Raw genomic sequence first — 16,781 nt, 5'->3', positions numbered from 1 at the left:
GTCGGACCGTCAGGTGCGGTGGGCCGGTCAGGCCGTGCGGCGGGTCGCCTCGATGAGGACGCCCAGGCGGTCGCGGATGGCCTCGAGGTCACCGAGGTCCATGCCCAGCCGGTCGATGACCGCGGGCGGCACCTTCAGGGCCTTCGACCTGAGCCGCCGCCCGGCGGCGGTGAGGGAGACCGCGAGGGCGCGCTCGTCCCGGGTGTCCCGTCCGCGAGTGAGCAGGCCGGCCGCCTCGAGCCGCTTGAGGAGTGGGGAGAGCGTGGCCGGCTCGAGGCTGAGGCGGTCCGCGATCTCGCAGACCCGCAGCGGCGACTCCTCCCACAGGGCGAGCATCACGAGGTACTGGGGGTGGGTGAGCCCCATGGGCTCCAGCAGCGGGCGGTAGAGGCCGACGATGTTGCGGGAGGCGACGGCCAGCGCGAAGCAGACCTGACGGTCGAGGGCGAGGAGGTCGACCTCGACCGTGGGTCGAGGCGCGCGCGTGCGGGACATCGTCATCCGTCCTGCCGAGGTCGGCTATGGTGAGTGGCCTAACTGTTGCCGCACTCACTATAGAGGATGTCGCCATGGCCAAGGCCGACCGCGAGGGCCTGTCGCTGGGCTACCGGATCATGTACCGGATCAAGTACGCGGGCCTGCACGTCTTCGGCCCGGCCCAGCTCAGTCCCGGCTCCGACCCGCAGGCGCGGCTGAAGCGCCGCCGCGAGGCCAAGGTCGCCGCAGCGCGTGCGGCACGGCTCGAGCGCGAGGCGCCGCACCACCCCTGACACCATGGGACGGTGCGCGCCATGGTCGTTGATGCCGTCCGAGCCCGACCCGAGGTCCGGGACGTGCCCGATCCCACGCCACCCGTGGGAGGAGTCGTGGTGCGAGTCATGGCCACGGGCATGTGCCGCAGCGACTGGCACGCGTGGGCCGGCCACGACGACATCGCCTTCCCGCACGTCCCCGGCCACGAGCTCGCCGGCGTCGTGGTCGCGGTGGACAGCGCCGTGACGACGTGGCGGGTGGGGGACCGTGTCACCACTCCGTTCGTCTCCGGCTGCGGGACCTGCGAGTGGTGCGCGAGCGGTCAGGCGCAGGTGTGCCCTCGCCAGGAGCAGCCGGGCTTCACCCACTGGGGGTCGTTCGCCGAGTACGTCGCCCTCCACGCGGCCGACACCAACCTCGTCGCCGTCCCGCCGCAGGTCGAGTTCGCGACCGCGGCGAGCCTCGGGTGCCGTTTTGCGACGGCATACCGCGCCCTGGTCGACCGGGCGCGGGTGGTCGAGGGGGAGTGGGTGACCGTCGTCGGCGCGGGGGGCCTGGGGCTGAGCGCCGTGATGATCGCCCGGGCGCTCGGCGCGAGAGTCGTCGCCGTGGACCGGAACGAGGAGGCGCTTGCGGTCGCCTCCCGCCTGGGCGCCGACCACGTGCTGCTCGCCGGCACCGACGTCCCTGCCGCGGTCATCGAGCTCACCGGTGGTGGCAGCCACGTCGCCGTCGACGCCGTGGGGAGCGAGCAGACCTGTGCCGACGCGATCCTCAGCCTGCGACGCCGGGGCCGACACGTCCAGGTCGGTCTCCTGCCGCCGGTCGGTGGTCACCCCCGGGTGCCGATGGCGCGAGTCATCGGCTGGGAGCTCGACCTGCTCGGGAGCCACGGGATGGCGGCCGTCGACTACCCCGGGATGCTCGCCCTCATCGAGCAGGGCCGGCTCCAGCCGCAGCAGCTCGTCGAGCGCACGATCGGGCTGGACGAGGCAGCCGCCCTGCTGCCCGTCTTCGACACGGCCACCGTGGCGGGCATGACGATGGTCGACCCTGCGCGCTGACCAGGGGCCCTTCCTCGTGCTCCGCGGTCACGCGGTCGAGGCAATGTCGTCGCAGCGCGAGCCGGGCTCGGTGTCGAGGTCATAAGGTCCGAGTCATGAGTGATGCCGTCCAGCCGGACCAGCCGTTGGGGCGGGTGCTGGATGCTGCGGAGGACGCGTCGCCGCTCCAGGCGGTGGAGGCCGTGACGGAGGCCCTGGCGGACAGTCTCGGAGCCTCGTCGGCGTTCTTCCTCATCGCGGACCTGTCGGGGCGCGCACTGGTGCGCATGTCCCACGATGCCTCCGAGGACCAGCTGGCCAGTCAGGGTCTGGGCGGGCGCGAAGACGTGGTCCGGGTGGACGGAGGCGAGCAGGCGGTCGTCGTGGAGTTCGACCACGGCCCGGTGGCGGCGGCGCTGCGTACCCAGAGGGTGCAGGTCCTCCCGCCGACACCGGAGCGCCCCCCTGGACACCCCGCCCGGTGGGTGGTGCTCGTGCCCGTGACCGAACGTGGTGAGGCACTGGGGCTCCTGCAGCTGTCGCTGCCAGCGGCTCCCGATGCGTCCGCCCTGGCGCAGATGGCGCGCATCGGGCACGTGTTGGCGTTCGTGGTGATCGCGAACCGGCGGCACACCGACCTGTTCGAATGGGCCCAACGCAGCGCCACGTTCTCGCTGCCCGCGGAGATCCAGCGCAGGCTTCTCCCGGCGGCGTTCACCTGCGAAGCCGGCGCGTTCACGTTGTCGGCGTGGCTGGAACCGGCGGCATCCGTGGGGGGCGACACGTTCGACTACAGCCTGGGGCGTGACGTGCTGCACCTGTCGCTGACCGACGCGATGGGTCACGGTGTCGACAGTGCGTTGACGGCCACGCTGTGCGTGGGAAGCCTGCGCAACACCCGCCGCGAGGGCGGTTCGCTCGTGGAGCAGGCGGCCGCCGCGAACGCAGCCATGGTCGATCATGCGGCCGCCAGCGGAGCCGAGGGCTTCGCCACCGGCATGGTGGGGCGCGTGGACCTCACGACAGGCGTCCTCTCGATGGTCAACGCGGGTCACGTTGCGCCGTACCTGTGCCGTGACGGAGCGACCACCGCCGTCACCCTGCCGGTCGATCTGCCGCTGGGCCTGTTCGCCGACACCGCCTATCGGTCCACCGAGATCCCGCTGCGGCCGGGGGATCGGTTGGTCCTGGTCACGGACGGGATGCTCGAACGCGATGCCGCGACCCTCGACGTGTCGGCGCAGATCACCCGGACTCGGACGTTGCATCCCCGCGAGGCGACCCGGGTCCTCACGGACGCGGTCGTGATGCTATCGGACGGTGCTCTGGCCGACGACGCCACGCTCATGGTCCTGGACTGGCACGGGGGTCACGGCGCGTTGCGGCGCACGACCGCCGGCGCCGAGCAAGGGCGTACCAGCCCGAAGTCCTACGCTGAAGGCGTGACGGCTGCTGGCGGAGCGGCCCCGCGCCTGAACGGAGTGCCGGATGGATCAGACCCCCGAACCTGACGACTCCGAGCGGGTGCGCGAGCTGGCGAAGCAGTTCAAGAGGATGGTCGACGCCCTTGCCGGATCCACGCAGGCGGTCAGCCCCGACCATGTGATCCGCATGGCCACGCTTGCCGTCCCCCACGCCCAGCACGCCGGGCTCACCCTGATCCGAGCCGGCCAGTCGGCTGTCACGCTCGGCGCCTCGGACGACGTCCCCAAGAACGTCGACGTGCTCCAGTACCGGATCGGTGAAGGACCGTGCCTCGACGCCGCGACCGGACCAGCGGCCCTGCTGTCAGGGGACGTCTCGACTGACGCGCGGTGGCCGACGTTCGGTCCTCGCTGCACCGCCGCCACGGGAATTCGCAGCATGCTGAGCCTGCGTCTGCCGCTGGAGGGCGGCGACCACGCAGCCATCAACTTCTACTCCAAGCTGGCGCGTACCTTCACGCAGGAGGACATCACCGTGGCCTCGGTGGTCGTTCCGCTTGCTGCACTCGCGGTCGAGGGCGGTCGCCACCAGCGCGACCAGACGGACCTCCTGGACGCGCTCGCGTCCAGTCGGCACATCGCCACTGCTGTCGGCATCGTGATGGACACCAAGGGAATCACGAGCGGTGAGGCACTTCATCTCCTCCAGCGCATCAGCACGGAGTTCAACGTGAAGCTGGGCGCCGTCGCGGACAAGGTGAACTTCTACGCCTCCTTGACCGACCCGCTCGAGCCCACGGAGTGATGGTTCGGCCAGGGAGGCACCTCGGTGAGCTGCTGGATCACCGACGGCTCGACAGCGGCGTGGTCCACCTCCGGCACGCGGTCCGAAACCCCGCCTGAACCCTGTTCGGGGCAACGACCTGACAGGGTGTGGCGCGCGGTGCGGAGGGGTCGGGAGATTCGCCTCAGTGCCCCGGGCTCGGGGCCACCCTGCGCACCATGACGCAGTTGCCCAGGCCCTTGGGCCGGTCGTAGGTGAAGCCCTGGCGCTCGTACATGGTGCGGGTGCCGTTGTAGAGGAACGACGAGTTCTTCTTCCGCACCCCGCCGGTGTCGTGCGGGTAGCCCTCGACCACGCCACCGCCCGCCTGCGCGATCAGGTCCACGGCTCCGCGCAGAGCGACCGACGCCAACCCCTTGCCGCGGTGGACCTTCTCGACCTGGATGCAGGTGATCCGGTAGTCGGGCAGTCGCTCGGCGGTGGCGAGGTACTCCTTGCGGTGGTGGATGGCAGGCAGCTCCTCGGGTGTGCCGTACTCCGCCCACGCGATGGCGAGGTCGCCGTCGTACACCAACGCCGCGTGCGCGATCCCCTCGTCCACGAGGCGCTTCTTGAACGCCCGGTTGTCCTCGACGGTGCTGCCCGGACCGCGGTCATCGGGATGAAACCAGGTGCACCAGCAGTTGGCGAACATGCCCTTGTTGCGCTCGACGAGGGCGGCGAAGTCGTCGAAGGTCTCCGGTGTGAGCGACTTGACGGTGACGTCGGCCATGGCGGCAGGGTAGACCGGATCGGACGTGGGCGCCCCTGCCTCCGGCCCTTCAGGGGATCCCCCGACGACCGGGGCCTGCTCCCCCTTCTGACTCCACCCTGCGACCGGACTCCATGTACTCCTTGAGGCCCATCCAGTTCCGCCGCTCCCACCGGGGGCCGATGACCGCGAGCACCGGGGACAACACCCGCATCGGCCCCAGCAGGCGCATGTCCCAGTCCCACCTCAGCCGCGTCCCGCCATCGGTCTGCGCGCAGGTCACCGTGCCCTCCACCTGCAGGTAGGGCGAGCGGACCTCGGTGCGCACATGATGGGGTCGGTCGTACTCCACCAGCTCCATGGTCATCTCGCCCTTGGCGCCCATGCCCCTGGGGGCAGCCACGAAGCGTGAGCCCAGCCCGACAGGCCCCTCACCGACCATCTCGGCACGGACGATTCGAGGGTTGTACCGCGGCTCGTTGCGCTCGTCGGCGACCATGTCGAAGACCTCGCCGACCGGCGCTGCGATGGTCACTTCTCCAGTCATGCGGGCCACCAGACCACTTCCCTCCGTGCCCTCGTCCTGCTACCCCAGAGCATCGCTGGGAAACGACGGACGCGAGAGGGCCGTTGGTCCCGGGTGGGACAGTGGAGCGTCGGGTCGGGCCGAAGGCCCGCCCTCGACGCAGTACAAGGAAGGCTCACCGGGCGCTCCCCATTCCTGCATCCCAATCTGGGATGCAGTGCGGTACCATGACGGCATGAGCACGCAGATCGCGGTCCGCTTGCCCGACGAGATGGTTGCGTTCCTCGACCGCAGCGTCGCGACCGGCAAGGCGCCCAGCAGGGCGGCGCTCGTCGCGTCCGCCCTGGAGCGTGAGATGCGACGTCTGGCGGCAGAGCACGACGCACACATCCTCCGCTCCGAGGGTGCGGCCGATGAGCTCGACGACCTGGTCGAGTGGACGGGCGCCCACGCAGCTCTGGACGACTGAGCGCGTGCGCGAGATCGTTCTGGTCCGTCTCGACAAGACGCGGCCGGCCCTCGTGCTGACTCGAGAGGTCGCTCGGGACGCGATGAACAAGGTGACGGTCGCCCCGATCACCAGCACCATGAAAGGCTTGTCCAGCGAAGTTCTGGTCGGACCTGACAACGGACTCGAGCGAAGATGCGCGGTGTCCTTGGACAACGTCCTCACCGTCCCCGCGAGTGCTCTTGGACGCACGATCGGCTACCTGCACGCGGACCAAGAGGCTCAGCTGGCGCGTGCCGTGGTGTTGGCTTACGACCTGGAGGTAGCCCTGCTCGAATAGGAGGAGCCGCGCACCGTGCGGCACCTCCGGACGTTTGGTCCGTCAGAGGAAGTCGATGACGAAGCGTCCGAGTCGCTCCAGGGACGAACCGAGGGCGGGCGAGACCTGAAGCAGCCATGAGCAGGAGAGCCAGCGCCGGCAACATGCTCCCGACGGGCCCAAGCGTGCGGTGCGCGTCCATGGCGGGAGCATGGGGCTCGACGGTGACTCGTTTCATGCGGCATGTCCGGACGGTCGGGAACGATCTGAGGCTTGGGCGAGAGCCCTTGCGGGACAACGGACACACTGACGCCCGTGACCGATCTGCGGGACTCCCGGTCGCCAGCTCTTCGCTTCCAGTCGACGCACCCACGATTCCGTGATGGTCTGGCTCGGCGACCATCGCAATATGCGGCACTGGGGTGCGTTTCAATGCTGGCGCCCTGGCCCCGCTCTGACCCAGACGACGGTGCCGGCCCGTCCTGGTGGACGAGCCGGCACCGGTCTCACGGGTCAGTGCCTCGAGCTCACTGCTTCTGCACTCACCGCCGTTGCGGCGAGCACGTCGGTCAGAGGGTCTCGAGCGGGTGCTCGTGGTCGTGCAGGCCACCCTGTTCCGACGTCGGGAGTCCCGCCGGGCCACCCGAAGGCTGAGCGACGGGGAAGTTGCCCTTGCCCGAGAGCCCGTTGACGTCCGAGGAGTTCATCGCGTACTGCAGGACGCTGTACCCGATCGCGTCGGAGTTGACGTCCAGCGCGTGGTTGTTGTTGTTGGCGTATGTGTCACAGGCCAGGTGGTAGCACGGGTCGTACTGTGCTCCCGCCGTGCCGCCCCAGATGGCGGCCTCCTCAGCCGTCTTGACACCTTCGGCACCGGTGAACAGACCACCGGACGGGATGCCGACCGCGATGAACGGACCGTAGTCGGAGCGTCCGGAGAAGTCGGTGCCCTTGTACGGCTCGCCCTGTGAGTCGAAGTAGGCCTCGAAGGTCTTCTCGATCTGGGCCGAACCCTCCGGGCCCGCGGGCGCACCGACGGTGTCGGAGTCGTCACCGTCGTAGATGAAGAACACGTGGTTGGGCGATCCGACCATGTCGAAGTTGAGGTACAGGGCAATCCGGTCCTGCTCCTGCTCGGACAGCCCGGCGACGTACTGGGTCGACCCGATCAGACCAGCCTCCTCGGCTCCCCACCAGGCGAAGCGCACGGCGTTGACCGGTCGGACCTTGGACATCTGCTCGGCCGTCTCGAGGAGTGCGGCGGAGCCGGAGCCGTTGTCGTTGATGCCGGGCCCGGCCTGCACGGAGTCGAGGTGCGCACCGGCCATGACGACGTTGGCGGGGTTGCCCCAGCGGCTCTCGGCGATGACATTGACCTGGGTGGTCTGCACCGGCGCAGGCACGTTGATGTAAGCGGTCGAGCCGGGCTGGCTGAGGGCCACGCCGTTCGCGAAGGACGCTCCAACGACCGGGATGGTGACCACGCTGGGGACCAGGGTGCCGACGATGAGGGCCTCCCGCAGTGGTGTGTCTCCCTGGTTGAAGATGATGACACCGCTCGCGCCTGCGGCCTGGGCGTTGGCAGCCTTGACCCCGAACGGGCAGGTGCCCCGCTGCATGAGGGCGATGTTGCCGGCCGGGAAGCCGACGAAGTCGGATGCCTCGCACCCGCTCGTGCTGGCGCGCGGCGGTACGAGATTGATGTCCACTGCGGTGACGGCCGCGGAGACGGTGCCGTAGCCGGTCCCGGTGTAGGGACCCGTCTCGTACGTGGCGGTGACCGGCGCGGTCTGGCGCAACGTTGCGGCCGCGACGTAGGTGAAGGGGAATTCGTCGAGGGTGACGTTGTACCCCGCCTTCTCCATCCGGTCCACGACGTAGTCGACGCTCGCGTCGTAGCCGGAGGTCCCCGCGGCCCGATTGCCGTCGTTCTCGTTCGCGATCTGCTGGAAGGCTGCCTGGTGCTCGCGCACCCCCTCAAGCGTGATGCACTCCATGAGCTTGGCATGCGTGTTGTTCACGCGTGTGTCGCAGGCTTGCGAGGCCGCCAGGACCGGCGGTGTAGAGGCGAGCGACACGGCAGCGGCGGCGACGACGGCGGCGCCGATCCGCCGGGGGGTTCGAGGCATGAGATCTCCAAAGTGTCCGAGGCGTAGCCCAGGTGGTGGCCCGACGCTGACCGGCCGCGAGGAACCGTGAACGAATGCCAGAGTATGGAGATTGGTGAGCGAGAGGAAGAGCCCGGCGAGATGAGCCCCGACCTGCGGCGCACGTTCGGCAGGCTGGCGCGGATGGCTGGGGCGGACCTGCGCTTCATCCAGAAGGCGAGGGGCCACGAGTCCATCGTCGCGTTTCCGCAGGTCGGACAGGGTGCCCTCGGCGTGATTCGAACACGCGACACCTTCTTTAGGAGAGAAGTGCTCTTCCCCTGAGCTACGAGGGCGGGGAGGCCCGAAGGCCGCATACCAGCCTAGTTGACGCCCGTGAGCGGGATGCGCACCGACTGTCGGCGACGAACCGGGCCGGGCGGACGGCATACTCGGGCGGGTGACGGCGAGCGGGGGCACGGAGGTGAGCGGACAGCGCGACCTCGTGCAGCGGCGCACCGTCGCGACCCTGTCGATGTCGCAGGTGCTCGGCGGGATCTCCCTCGCCAGTGGGGTCGCCGTGGGCGCGCTGCTCGCCGAGGAGATCAGCGGCTCGCCGACGTATGCCGGGCTGGGCTCGACGTTCCAGGTTCTCGGCTCCGCCCTCATCGCCGTCCCGATGGCCCGGCTCAGTGCGGCGCGCGGGCGGCGGCACGGGCTCGTGCTCGGCTACGGCCTCGCCTTCGTCGGCGCGCTCGGTCTCATCACGTCGGGGGTCGTCGGGAGCTTCGCGCTGCTGCTCGTCGCCAGCCTGCTCTTCGGTGGCTCCACGGCGTCGAACAACCAGGCGAGGTATGCCGCGGCGGACCTCGCCGCTCCTGCCCACCGCGGCCGCGACATCAGCCTCGTCGTCTGGGCCACGACCATCGGGAGCGTCGTCGGACCGAACCTCGTCGGCCCGAGCGAGCCGGTGTCGCGGCTGCTCGGGCTGCCCCGGCTCACCGGGCCGTTCGTCTTCTCGCTCGTCGGGCTGCTGCTCGCCATCACGGTCCTGCTCGTGCGGCTGCGCCCCGACCCCCTGGTCGAGGCCAGGCGTCGCGCCGTCGCGGCCGACCCCGGCGCCTCCGGTCGCACGCACGGCCGGGTGGGCCGCGGCCTGCGCGTCGTCGCCGGCCATCCCCGGGCCCTGCTCGGCCTGATGACCCTGGCCCTCGGGCACATGGTCATGGTGAGCGTCATGGTGATGACGCCGCTGCACATGCGGCACGGCCAGGCCGACCTCACCGTCATCGGGTTCGTCATCAGCGTCCACATCCTCGGGATGTTCGCCTTCTCACCGCTGACCGGGCTCGCCGTGGACCGGCTCGGTGGCCGCGCGGTCGCGATCGTCGGGTCGGCCGTGCTCGCCGCCGCCACGCTGCTCGCCTCCTCGGCCCCGGAGGGGCACTCGACGGGGCTGCTCGTCGCGCTCTTCCTGCTCGGGCTGGGCTGGTCGTGCACGCTCGTCTCCGGTTCCACGATGCTCACCGCGGCACTCCCGGCCGCCGAGCGACCGGGCGCGCAGGGTGCGAGCGACCTCGTCATGGGGCTGACCGCCGGGCTCGGCGGAGCGCTCGCCGGCGTCGTCGTCGACGTGGCGAGCTTCCAGGCGCTCGCGTTCGCGGCGCTCGTCGTCGCCCTTGCCATCGGCGTCCTCGCCGTCGTGCTGCGCGGGACGGGTGAGGTCAGCGAGCGCTGACCCCGGGCCAGCGGGGCCGGCGCTTCTCCGCGAACGCCGCGACGCCCTCGGCGCGGTCCGGGCTGAAGGCGGTGTCGTGCCACCGGGCGTCCTCGAGGTCCAGCCCGTCGGCCAGGGAGACGTCCATGCCGGCGCGCATCGCCGCCTTGGCGTTGCGCACGCCCACGGGGGAGTGCGCCGCGATCGTCGCCGCGATCTCGAGCGCCGCCGCGCGCGGGTCCTCGACGACCCGGTCCGCGAGGCCGAGGGCGAGGGCCTCCATGCCGTCGACCCGGCGGGCCGTGAAGATGAGGTCGGCGGCGCGCGACCAGCCGATGCGGCGGGTGAGGAGCTGGGTCCCGCCACCCCCGGGGATGACGCCGACCGACACCTCGGGCAGCGCGAACGTGGCACGCGGGGACGCGACGATGAGGTCGCACGACAGGGCGATCTCGCAGCCGCCCCCGAGCGCGTAGCCGCCCACCGCGGCGATGACCGGCACGGGCAGGTCCAGGACGCTGCCGTATGCCGCCCGGTTGCCGGGGCGCTGGGCCCGCAGCTCGTCGTCGGTGAGCCGATTGCGTTCCTTGAGGTCGGCGCCCACGCAGAACGCCTTGGGGTGCGACGACGAGACGACGACCGCGCGGACCGTGTCGTCGTCGGCGAGACCCTGGGCGGCCTCGGTGAGGGCCCGGGCCATCGCGGTCGAGACGGCGTTCATCGCCTCCGGCCGGTCGAGGACGATCTCGGCGACCCCGTCGTCGTGGCGGACGACCCGGACGAGCCCGGTCGTGGCGGACCCGGGGTCCTGCGCTGCATCCTGTGACATGCCGCCATCCTCCCCGATCCCGGCCACGTCGGTCGGGGAGGCTGCCCGCAGGGTGGCGGCACACGGCATACGCGCCTGTCGTTGTTAGCCTGCTCAGGTGAGTGAGACCGGACCGCAGTCAGAGATCGACTCGCGGACCGAGAAGGTCCGCCACGCCGTCGAGGGGTGGACCAGGCATCTCGTCGACCTCGGCGGGCGCAACACCCTGCTCTGGTACCGCGACCTGCCCACGGGCACCCTCGACCTCACGACGGCGCACCCGGGCGGTGTGGCCATGCTCCTCGCCGGCCGGCCCACCCGACTGTCCGACCTCGTCCGGGAGCCGGCGGCCTTCGACGAGGCCCGCCGCCGCGCCCGCACCATCGCGGCCAAGGCCCGCGAGCTGCGGGAGGAGCGCGGCATCGACACCGGCTTCGTCGCCGTGGGGATGGCGACGTGGAGCCTCGGCCGGGGTCGCGGAGCGGCCGTCGCGCGAGAGCCCGCGGCGCCCGTGCTGCTGCGCAGCTGCACCCTGCGACCGACCACGCCGCAGCACGACGACTACGAGCTCGACCTCGGCGACGAGATCGAGCTCAACCCCGTCCTCGAGCACTACCTCGCCTCGGAGCAGGGCGTCAGCATCGACACCGAGAAGCTCGAGTCGCTCGCCTTCCGTCCCGGCGGGTTCGACCCGTACCCTGCGTACGCCGCGCTGACCGAGGCGTGCGCCTCCGTGCCCGACTTCGCCGTGACGCCGCGCATCGTCCTCGGGACGTTCTCCTACGCGAAGCTGCCGATGGTCGCCGACCTCGCCGCGCACGGTGACGCCCTTGCGGACCACGACGTCATCGCCGCCATCGCCGGCGACGCCACGGCGCAGCGCTCCGTGCGGCACGAGCTCCCCGGCCGCGCCGACGACGTCGTGCCCGACCCCGCCAAGGGCCTGCTCGTCCTCGACGCCGACTCCTCCCAGCAGGAGGCCATCGAGGCCGCCCGCTCCGGCGCCCACCTCGTCATCCACGGCCCCCCCGGTACCGGGAAGTCGCAGACGATCGCCAACCTCGTCGCGTCGCTGGCGGCCGACGGCAAGCGCGTGCTCTTCGTCGCCGAGAAGCGGGCGGCGATCGACGCCGTGGTCGGGCGCCTCGACCGGATCGGGCTCGGTGACCTCGTCCTCGACCTGCACGACGGCCCCCGCGGCCGGCGCCGGATCGCGACCGAGCTCGCCGACACCCTGCCGGGCGGCTCCCCGCGCCCCGCCGACCCGGCGAGCCGCGACGTCGACCGGCTGCGGTCGACCGCCTCGTCCCTGCGCGAGCACCTCGAGGCGATGCACGAGCCCCGGCACCCGTGGGGGGTGTCCGTCCACGACGTGCAGGAGGCCATCAGCGGCCTCGGCACGACGCCGCGACCCCCGCACTCGCGGGTCAGGATCCGGGGTGAGGCGCTCCAGTCCCTGCCGCGCGAGCGGTTCGAGGTGCTCGCCCGCGAGATGACGCGGGTCGCCTCCCTCGGCGCGTGGCGCACCGACCGCGGGGCGGACCCCTGGTACGGCGCGACCGTGCGCACCCCCGAGGAGGCGATCCGGGCCCGCGAGCTCGTGGAGCGCTGGTCCGGCTCCGCGATCGAGGACGTCGGCCAGACCCTGCGCGACGTCTTCACCGGCCTCCGGCTCCCGCCGTCGCGCACGGTGCGGGAGTGGGGGCGCATCCTCGACACCGTGGCGCAGGTGCGCGACACGCTCGAGACGTTCCGGCCTGAGATCTTCGACGTCCCGCTGGGCGACTTCGTCGCGGCGACCGGCACCGCGGACTACCGGTCCTCCGTCGGCTCCGAGCTCGGGTGGTGGGAGCGTCGCGGGCTGCGGCGCCAGGTCCGTCGCCACGTGCGGCCCGGCCGCCCACCGGCCGACCTGCATGCGGCCCTGCTCTCCGCGAGCGAGCAGAGGAGTGCGTGGAAGGAGATGGCCGGTGCCGGCGGGCGCCCGGAGATGCCCGCCGACCTCGACCGGGCCACCGACGCGTACGCCGCCCTCGCCGCCGACCTCGGGTGGCTGGACGACCGCGTGCCGCGCACCGAGGCGCCCATGTCGCTGCTCGACGTGCCGCGCGACGAGCTGCGTGACCGCCTCCAGGCGCTCGCCGACGCCCCCGACCGGCTCGCCGTCGTCCCGTCGATCATCGGCCCGGTCGAGTCGATGCGCGACGCGGGCCTCGGCTCACTGCTCGAGGACCTCGCCACCCGCCGTGTGCCCGCCGACGACGTCGCGAGCGAGGCCGACTTCGTCTGGTGGAGCTCGGTGCTCGACGACATCTCCCTGCGCGACCCCAGGGTGGGCGCCCACGACGGTGAGGACCTGCGCCGGACCCTCGGCGAGTTCGCCTCCGCCGACCGGGAGGTCCTGCGGCAGAACGCGTCCCGCGTCCGCGCCGCCGTGCGCGCCAACATCGACCGGGTGCTGGCCGACGCGCCCGAGCTGGAGAGCATCGTGCGCGCCGAGGCGGCGAAGTCACGCCGCCACCGACCGCTGCGCGACCTCTTCCCCGTGGCCGGCGAGCTGCTCACCGCGTCGCGGCCGTGCTGGGTGATGAGCCCCCTCGTCGTCGCCTCCGTGCTGCCACCGGGCATCTGGTTCGACGTGGTCGTCTTCGACGAGGCGTCCCAGGTGCCCCCGGCCGAAGCGGTCTCCGCGATCTCCCGTGCGCGGCAGGTGGTGCTGGCCGGCGACGCCAAGCAGCTGCCCCCGACGTCGTTCTTCACGACGGTCTCCGACGGCGGTGAGGCCGCGCCCGACGACGGGCTCACCGAGGGCGTCGAGTCGATCCTCGACGTGCTCGCGGCGACGCTGCCCAGCCGGCGCCTCTCGTGGCACTACCGCTCGCAGGACGAGCGGCTCATCTCGTTCGCGAACGAGCACGTCTACGGTGGCTCGCTCGTCACCTTCCCGGGGACCGGCTCGGCGCCCGTGCTCCGCCATGAGCTCGTCGACGGCGTGGGCGTCCTCACCGAAGGAGCGGCGAGCGTCGAGACGACGCAGGCCGAGGTGGACCGCGTCGTCGAGCTGGTCCTCGAGCACGCCCGCACCCGACCCAGCGAGAGCCTCGGCGTCATCGCGCTGGGGCTGGCTCACACCCAGCGGATCGAGGACGCGCTGCGCCGGGCCCTCCAGGGGCTCGACGCGAGGACCGCGACCTTCTTCACCGAGGACGTCCACGAACGCTTCTTCGTCAAGAACCTCGAGCGCGTCCAGGGTGACGAACGGGACGCGGTCATCCTGTCCGTCGGCTACGGCAAGACCCCCCACGGCCGGGTGCTGCACCGCTTCGGCCCGCTCAACACCGAAGGTGGCGAACGCCGCCTCAACGTCGCGATCACCCGGGCCAAGAAGCGCATGACCGTCGTGTCGTCCATCGGTGCGGACGAGCTCGACCCGACGCGGCTCAAGGCCCTCGGCGCCCAGATGTTGCGCGACTTCCTCGAGCACGCCGCCACCTCGACCGTCGTCGCGGTCGAGGGCGGGCCCGGCGATGTCGTGCCGAGCGCGCCGACGCAGTCGGTCGTCATGGCCGAGTTCGCGAGGCGCCTGCGCGACACCGGTCTCGTCGTGCACGAGCGCTACGGCTCGTCGGCTGCCCCCATCGACCTCGCGGTCGAGGACCCCAACCACCCGGGGCGGCTCGCCGTCGCCGTGGAGTCGGATGGACCGGAGTATGCCGCGATGTCCAGCGCCCGGGACCGCGACCGCCTCCGTGCGGAGCACCTCGGCCGGCTCGGCTGGCAGCACGTGCGGGTCTGGACCCGGGACGCCTTCCGCGACCCCGCGAGGGACGTCGCCCGGATCAGGTCGATGGCCGACCGCGGGCGTTCATGACCGGGCGGTCACGTCGCGCGTCGAGCGCCCCGCAGCGGGTCGGTTCGGACGAGGGCCTGACCTCGGCCCGGCCCCGGGTGCCCGCCGCGGCCCGGGGCGAGCAGGAGCGGGGGCCCGAGGACACGACGCCGGCGGAGGAGATCGACGACGGCTCGTCGCCGAAGGCCGCAGCCGCTGAGCGCACACCGGTCGAGCAGACGAGCGACGACACCGACGAGGGGTGGGGGGAGCGGGGCGAGGACGACACCTCGGCACGCTGGCTCCGCGAGAACCGCCCCCCGCACTGGTCCTGACCCGCTCGCTTCTCCCCCCTTGCGTCTGCGTCTGTGGTCGTTCTGGCAGCCGTTGACGCTGACGTTGCGGAAGAGGCTGGGGGTGGACGCGACGCGGGACGGGAACCAGCAGGTGCTGGTTCCCGCCCCGAGGCGGTGGTGCGGTGGTGCGGTGGAGTCAGAGGTTCGGACGCGCGCGGAGGCTGTCGCGGATCTCCTTGAGGAGCTCGGTGTTCGGGTCCTGGGTGTCGGCGTCGGTCTCGGCCGGGAAGAGACGTGCCTTGGCGGCCTCGTAGGGCTTGACGACGAAGAAGTAGACGACCGCGGCGAGGACGAGGAACGCGATGAGGGCGGTGATGAAGGCACCGACCGGGAGGCCCGCCGGCTTCCACGCGTTGAAGTCGGGCTGGTCCCCGGCCTTGCCGACGATGCCCATGATGACGTCGACCATCTTCTTGACGACCTCGCCGAACGCACCGGCGATGACGAACGCCACCGCGAGCTCGACGAGGTTGCCACGCATGACGAAGTCCTTGAAGCCCTTCATGTGGATCATTCCTTTTCTGTCGGAGACATGGGTGCCCGACAAACATCTGCCAGAGCGCGATCACCGTACAAGGTGCTTCGGACCCGAAACAGGGACCGCACGGCCTCGGCGGTGACGACGCCGCCGGCGGGTCAACCGGTGACCACGGGCAGGACCCGCGGGGCCCCACCTTCCGGTCGTTGACCTGCGAAGACACGCTCGACGTCGGCGTCGGTGAGGGCGCACACCAGGCCGCGTGAGGCGGGGACGGTCCCCGGTAACGGTCCCGTCACGGAGGTCACCTCGGGCGTGTCGACGCCCAGGACGAGCACGTCGCGTGCCAGCGCCGCCCCGCCGACCTCGGCGTACAGGGTGACCCGGTGGCCGACCGGAACGAGGTCGAGGCTGCGCTCGTCGGCCACGAGCACGTGGGCGGCGACGGTGCCGGATGGCAGTCCGTCGGCAGGGGTGCGGGGCACGAGCCGGGTGGTCGTGACCACCTCGCCGCGGGTGACCCTGGAGGTCAGGCGCCGCCCGACGAGGCCGGACGGGTCGGTGGAGGTCGCCACCGGTGGCGGGTCGCGCGGCACGTCGACGACCCGGAGGTCCTCCTCGTCGAGGACGGCGCCGCTCGCCAGGTGCCGGGCCGCCACGACCACCGGGGTCGTGGGTGCCGGTGGTGGCCGCACGACTCCCACGAGGACGACGACGGCCGCGACCGCGCACGCTGCGGAGGCCAGCCGGCGCAGCGCCCACCGTCGCCACCGCGCGCGTCGCGACGGGCCGAGGAGCCCGGGGCGCGGGAGGCTGGGGAGGTGTGGTCGCGGCATGGGGCCGACGCTAGGTCGGCGCAGCGGCGCCCGGCAGGGGTCAGGCCGAGGCTGTGGACGACGCCGGGGTGGGCGAGGCTCCTGTGGACGAGCCGGACGAGCCGGACGAGCCGGACGAGCCGGACGAGCCGGAGTCCTTGCCGTTGCCCTTGCCCGTGCCGGTGCCCGCGTCGGAACCGGACGAGGACCCGGAACCGGCGTCGCCGGACGGAGCCGCCGGTGACGAGCTGCTCGAGGCGGCCCGCGAGTCGTTGCGGTAGAACCCGCCGCCCTTGAAGACGACCCCGACCGAGTTGAAGACCTTGCGCAGGGACCCCCCGCACTCCGGGCAGATCGAGAGCGAGTCGTCGCTGAAGGACTGGACCGCCTCGAAGCGGTGGTCACAGTCACGGCACGCGTAGGCGTACGTGGGCACGGGTTCCTCCTGGGGCACAGCGGGGTGAGCGGCTCCAAGGATACGGAACGCCACGGGATGCTCCCGTATGCCGTCCGCCCACGGCCACCCGTCCCCCCGACGTCGATCCCGTACGCCCCCCGCCTGCGTCTGCGTGCATGGTGAGTCCTCTGACCATCCAAGCAGACGCAGACGCAGCAGGCCGGGGGTGGGGAGGCCGGGGAGGCG

General features: G+C 71.8%; 17 protein-coding genes and 1 tRNA gene. 9 read left to right on the top strand and 9 right to left on the bottom strand.

The window, feature by feature from the left end:
• Positions 1-27: 27 nt before the first annotated feature.
• Positions 28-495, bottom strand: coding sequence for a MarR family winged helix-turn-helix transcriptional regulator (locus tag N801_RS05745; protein WP_035934775.1), 468 nt, complete (start codon positions 493-495; stop codon positions 28-30).
• Positions 496-569: 74 nt separating this feature from the next.
• Between N801_RS05745 and N801_RS05740 the strand changes: the two genes are divergently transcribed.
• From N801_RS05740 to N801_RS05725, 4 genes are all read left to right on the top strand, one after another.
• Positions 570-770, top strand: coding sequence for a hypothetical protein (locus N801_RS05740; protein ID WP_035934679.1), 201 nt, complete (start codon positions 570-572; stop codon positions 768-770).
• A 12-nt stretch (positions 771-782) separates the two neighbouring features.
• Positions 783-1,817 carry a zinc-dependent alcohol dehydrogenase family protein gene (locus N801_RS05735; RefSeq protein ID WP_035934670.1) on the top strand — a complete coding sequence of 345 codons (1,035 nt, stop codon included), beginning with the start codon at positions 783-785 and terminating at the stop codon, positions 1,815-1,817.
• Between the two features lie 95 nt (positions 1,818-1,912).
• A complete protein-coding gene (locus tag N801_RS05730) occupies positions 1,913-3,307 on the top strand; it encodes a PP2C family protein-serine/threonine phosphatase (protein ID WP_084108286.1) in 1,395 nt (464 codons plus the stop codon).
• Positions 3,285-4,025, top strand: a complete 741-nt coding sequence (locus N801_RS05725) for a GAF and ANTAR domain-containing protein (RefSeq protein ID WP_035934663.1) — start codon at positions 3,285-3,287, stop codon at positions 4,023-4,025. Before N801_RS05730 ends, N801_RS05725 begins: the two co-directional genes overlap by 23 nt.
• Before the next feature lie 163 nt (positions 4,026-4,188).
• Here N801_RS05725 and N801_RS05720 read toward each other — a convergent pair whose 3' ends face one another.
• Both N801_RS05720 and N801_RS05715 read right to left on the bottom strand, forming a co-directional pair.
• A complete protein-coding gene (locus tag N801_RS05720) occupies positions 4,189-4,776 on the bottom strand; it encodes a hypothetical protein (RefSeq protein ID WP_035934662.1) in 588 nt (195 codons plus the stop codon).
• A 49-nt stretch (positions 4,777-4,825) separates the two neighbouring features.
• Complete coding sequence (locus N801_RS05715) at positions 4,826-5,302, bottom strand: SRPBCC family protein (protein ID WP_156996498.1); 477 nt, start codon at positions 5,300-5,302, stop codon at positions 4,826-4,828.
• Between the two features lie 214 nt (positions 5,303-5,516).
• Between N801_RS05715 and N801_RS05710 the strand changes: the two genes are divergently transcribed.
• Positions 5,517-5,750 carry a YlcI/YnfO family protein gene (locus N801_RS05710; protein ID WP_035934651.1) on the top strand — a complete coding sequence of 78 codons (234 nt, stop codon included), beginning with the start codon at positions 5,517-5,519 and terminating at the stop codon, positions 5,748-5,750.
• A complete protein-coding gene (locus N801_RS05705) occupies positions 5,695-6,069 on the top strand; it encodes a type II toxin-antitoxin system PemK/MazF family toxin (RefSeq protein WP_156996496.1) in 375 nt (124 codons plus the stop codon). The genes N801_RS05710 and N801_RS05705 overlap by 56 nt, the downstream gene beginning before the upstream one ends.
• 548 nt (positions 6,070-6,617) lie before the next feature.
• Here N801_RS05705 and N801_RS05700 read toward each other — a convergent pair.
• Positions 6,618-8,177: a M28 family metallopeptidase gene (locus tag N801_RS05700; protein WP_035934636.1), complete on the bottom strand. Its 1,560-nt coding sequence runs from the start codon at positions 8,175-8,177 to the stop codon at positions 6,618-6,620.
• 242 nt (positions 8,178-8,419) lie between these two features.
• Positions 8,420-8,491, bottom strand: a tRNA-Arg gene (locus N801_RS05695).
• A gap of 104 nt (positions 8,492-8,595) precedes the next feature.
• Here N801_RS05695 and N801_RS05690 point away from each other — a divergent pair.
• Positions 8,596-9,873, top strand: a complete 1,278-nt coding sequence (locus N801_RS05690; protein WP_052112645.1) for an MFS transporter — start codon at positions 8,596-8,598, stop codon at positions 9,871-9,873.
• On the opposite strand, the gene N801_RS05685 is transcribed toward N801_RS05690, so the two are convergent.
• Positions 9,860-10,681, bottom strand: a complete 822-nt coding sequence (locus N801_RS05685; protein WP_035934769.1) for an enoyl-CoA hydratase/isomerase family protein — start codon at positions 10,679-10,681, stop codon at positions 9,860-9,862. The genes N801_RS05690 and N801_RS05685 overlap by 14 nt on opposite strands.
• A gap of 97 nt (positions 10,682-10,778) precedes the next feature.
• On the opposite strand from N801_RS05685, the gene N801_RS05680 reads away from it, so the two are divergent.
• The gene (locus N801_RS05680) at positions 10,779-14,531 is read left to right on the top strand and encodes an AAA domain-containing protein (protein ID WP_035934628.1); all 3,753 of its coding nucleotides are present in this window, start codon (positions 10,779-10,781) and stop codon (positions 14,529-14,531) included.
• Positions 14,528-14,824, top strand: a complete 297-nt coding sequence (locus tag N801_RS05675) for a hypothetical protein (protein WP_035934620.1) — start codon at positions 14,528-14,530, stop codon at positions 14,822-14,824. The genes N801_RS05680 and N801_RS05675 overlap by 4 nt, the downstream gene beginning before the upstream one ends.
• A gap of 157 nt (positions 14,825-14,981) precedes the next feature.
• Here the strand turns inward: N801_RS05675 and mscL are convergent, their stop codons facing one another.
• The 3 genes from mscL to N801_RS05660 all read right to left on the bottom strand — a co-directional run bounded on the left by mscL (position 14,982) and on the right by N801_RS05660 (position 16,574).
• A complete protein-coding gene (mscL, locus tag N801_RS05670) occupies positions 14,982-15,350 on the bottom strand; it encodes a large conductance mechanosensitive channel protein MscL (RefSeq protein WP_035934612.1) in 369 nt (122 codons plus the stop codon).
• Between the two features lie 131 nt (positions 15,351-15,481).
• Positions 15,482-16,159 carry an SAF domain-containing protein gene (locus tag N801_RS19575; RefSeq protein ID WP_052112644.1) on the bottom strand — a complete coding sequence of 226 codons (678 nt, stop codon included), beginning with the start codon at positions 16,157-16,159 and terminating at the stop codon, positions 15,482-15,484.
• 40 nt (positions 16,160-16,199) lie between these two features.
• Positions 16,200-16,574 carry an FmdB family zinc ribbon protein gene (locus tag N801_RS05660; protein WP_035934604.1) on the bottom strand — a complete coding sequence of 125 codons (375 nt, stop codon included), beginning with the start codon at positions 16,572-16,574 and terminating at the stop codon, positions 16,200-16,202.
• Positions 16,575-16,781: the final 207 nt, after the last annotated feature.

This window comes from Knoellia aerolata DSM 18566, from assembly GCF_000768695.1.
Lineage (GTDB): Bacteria > Actinomycetota > Actinomycetes > Actinomycetales > Dermatophilaceae > Knoellia > Knoellia aerolata.
Note: the sequence above shows the minus strand (reverse complement) of the source record. Positions and strands in the feature narration are given on the sequence as shown.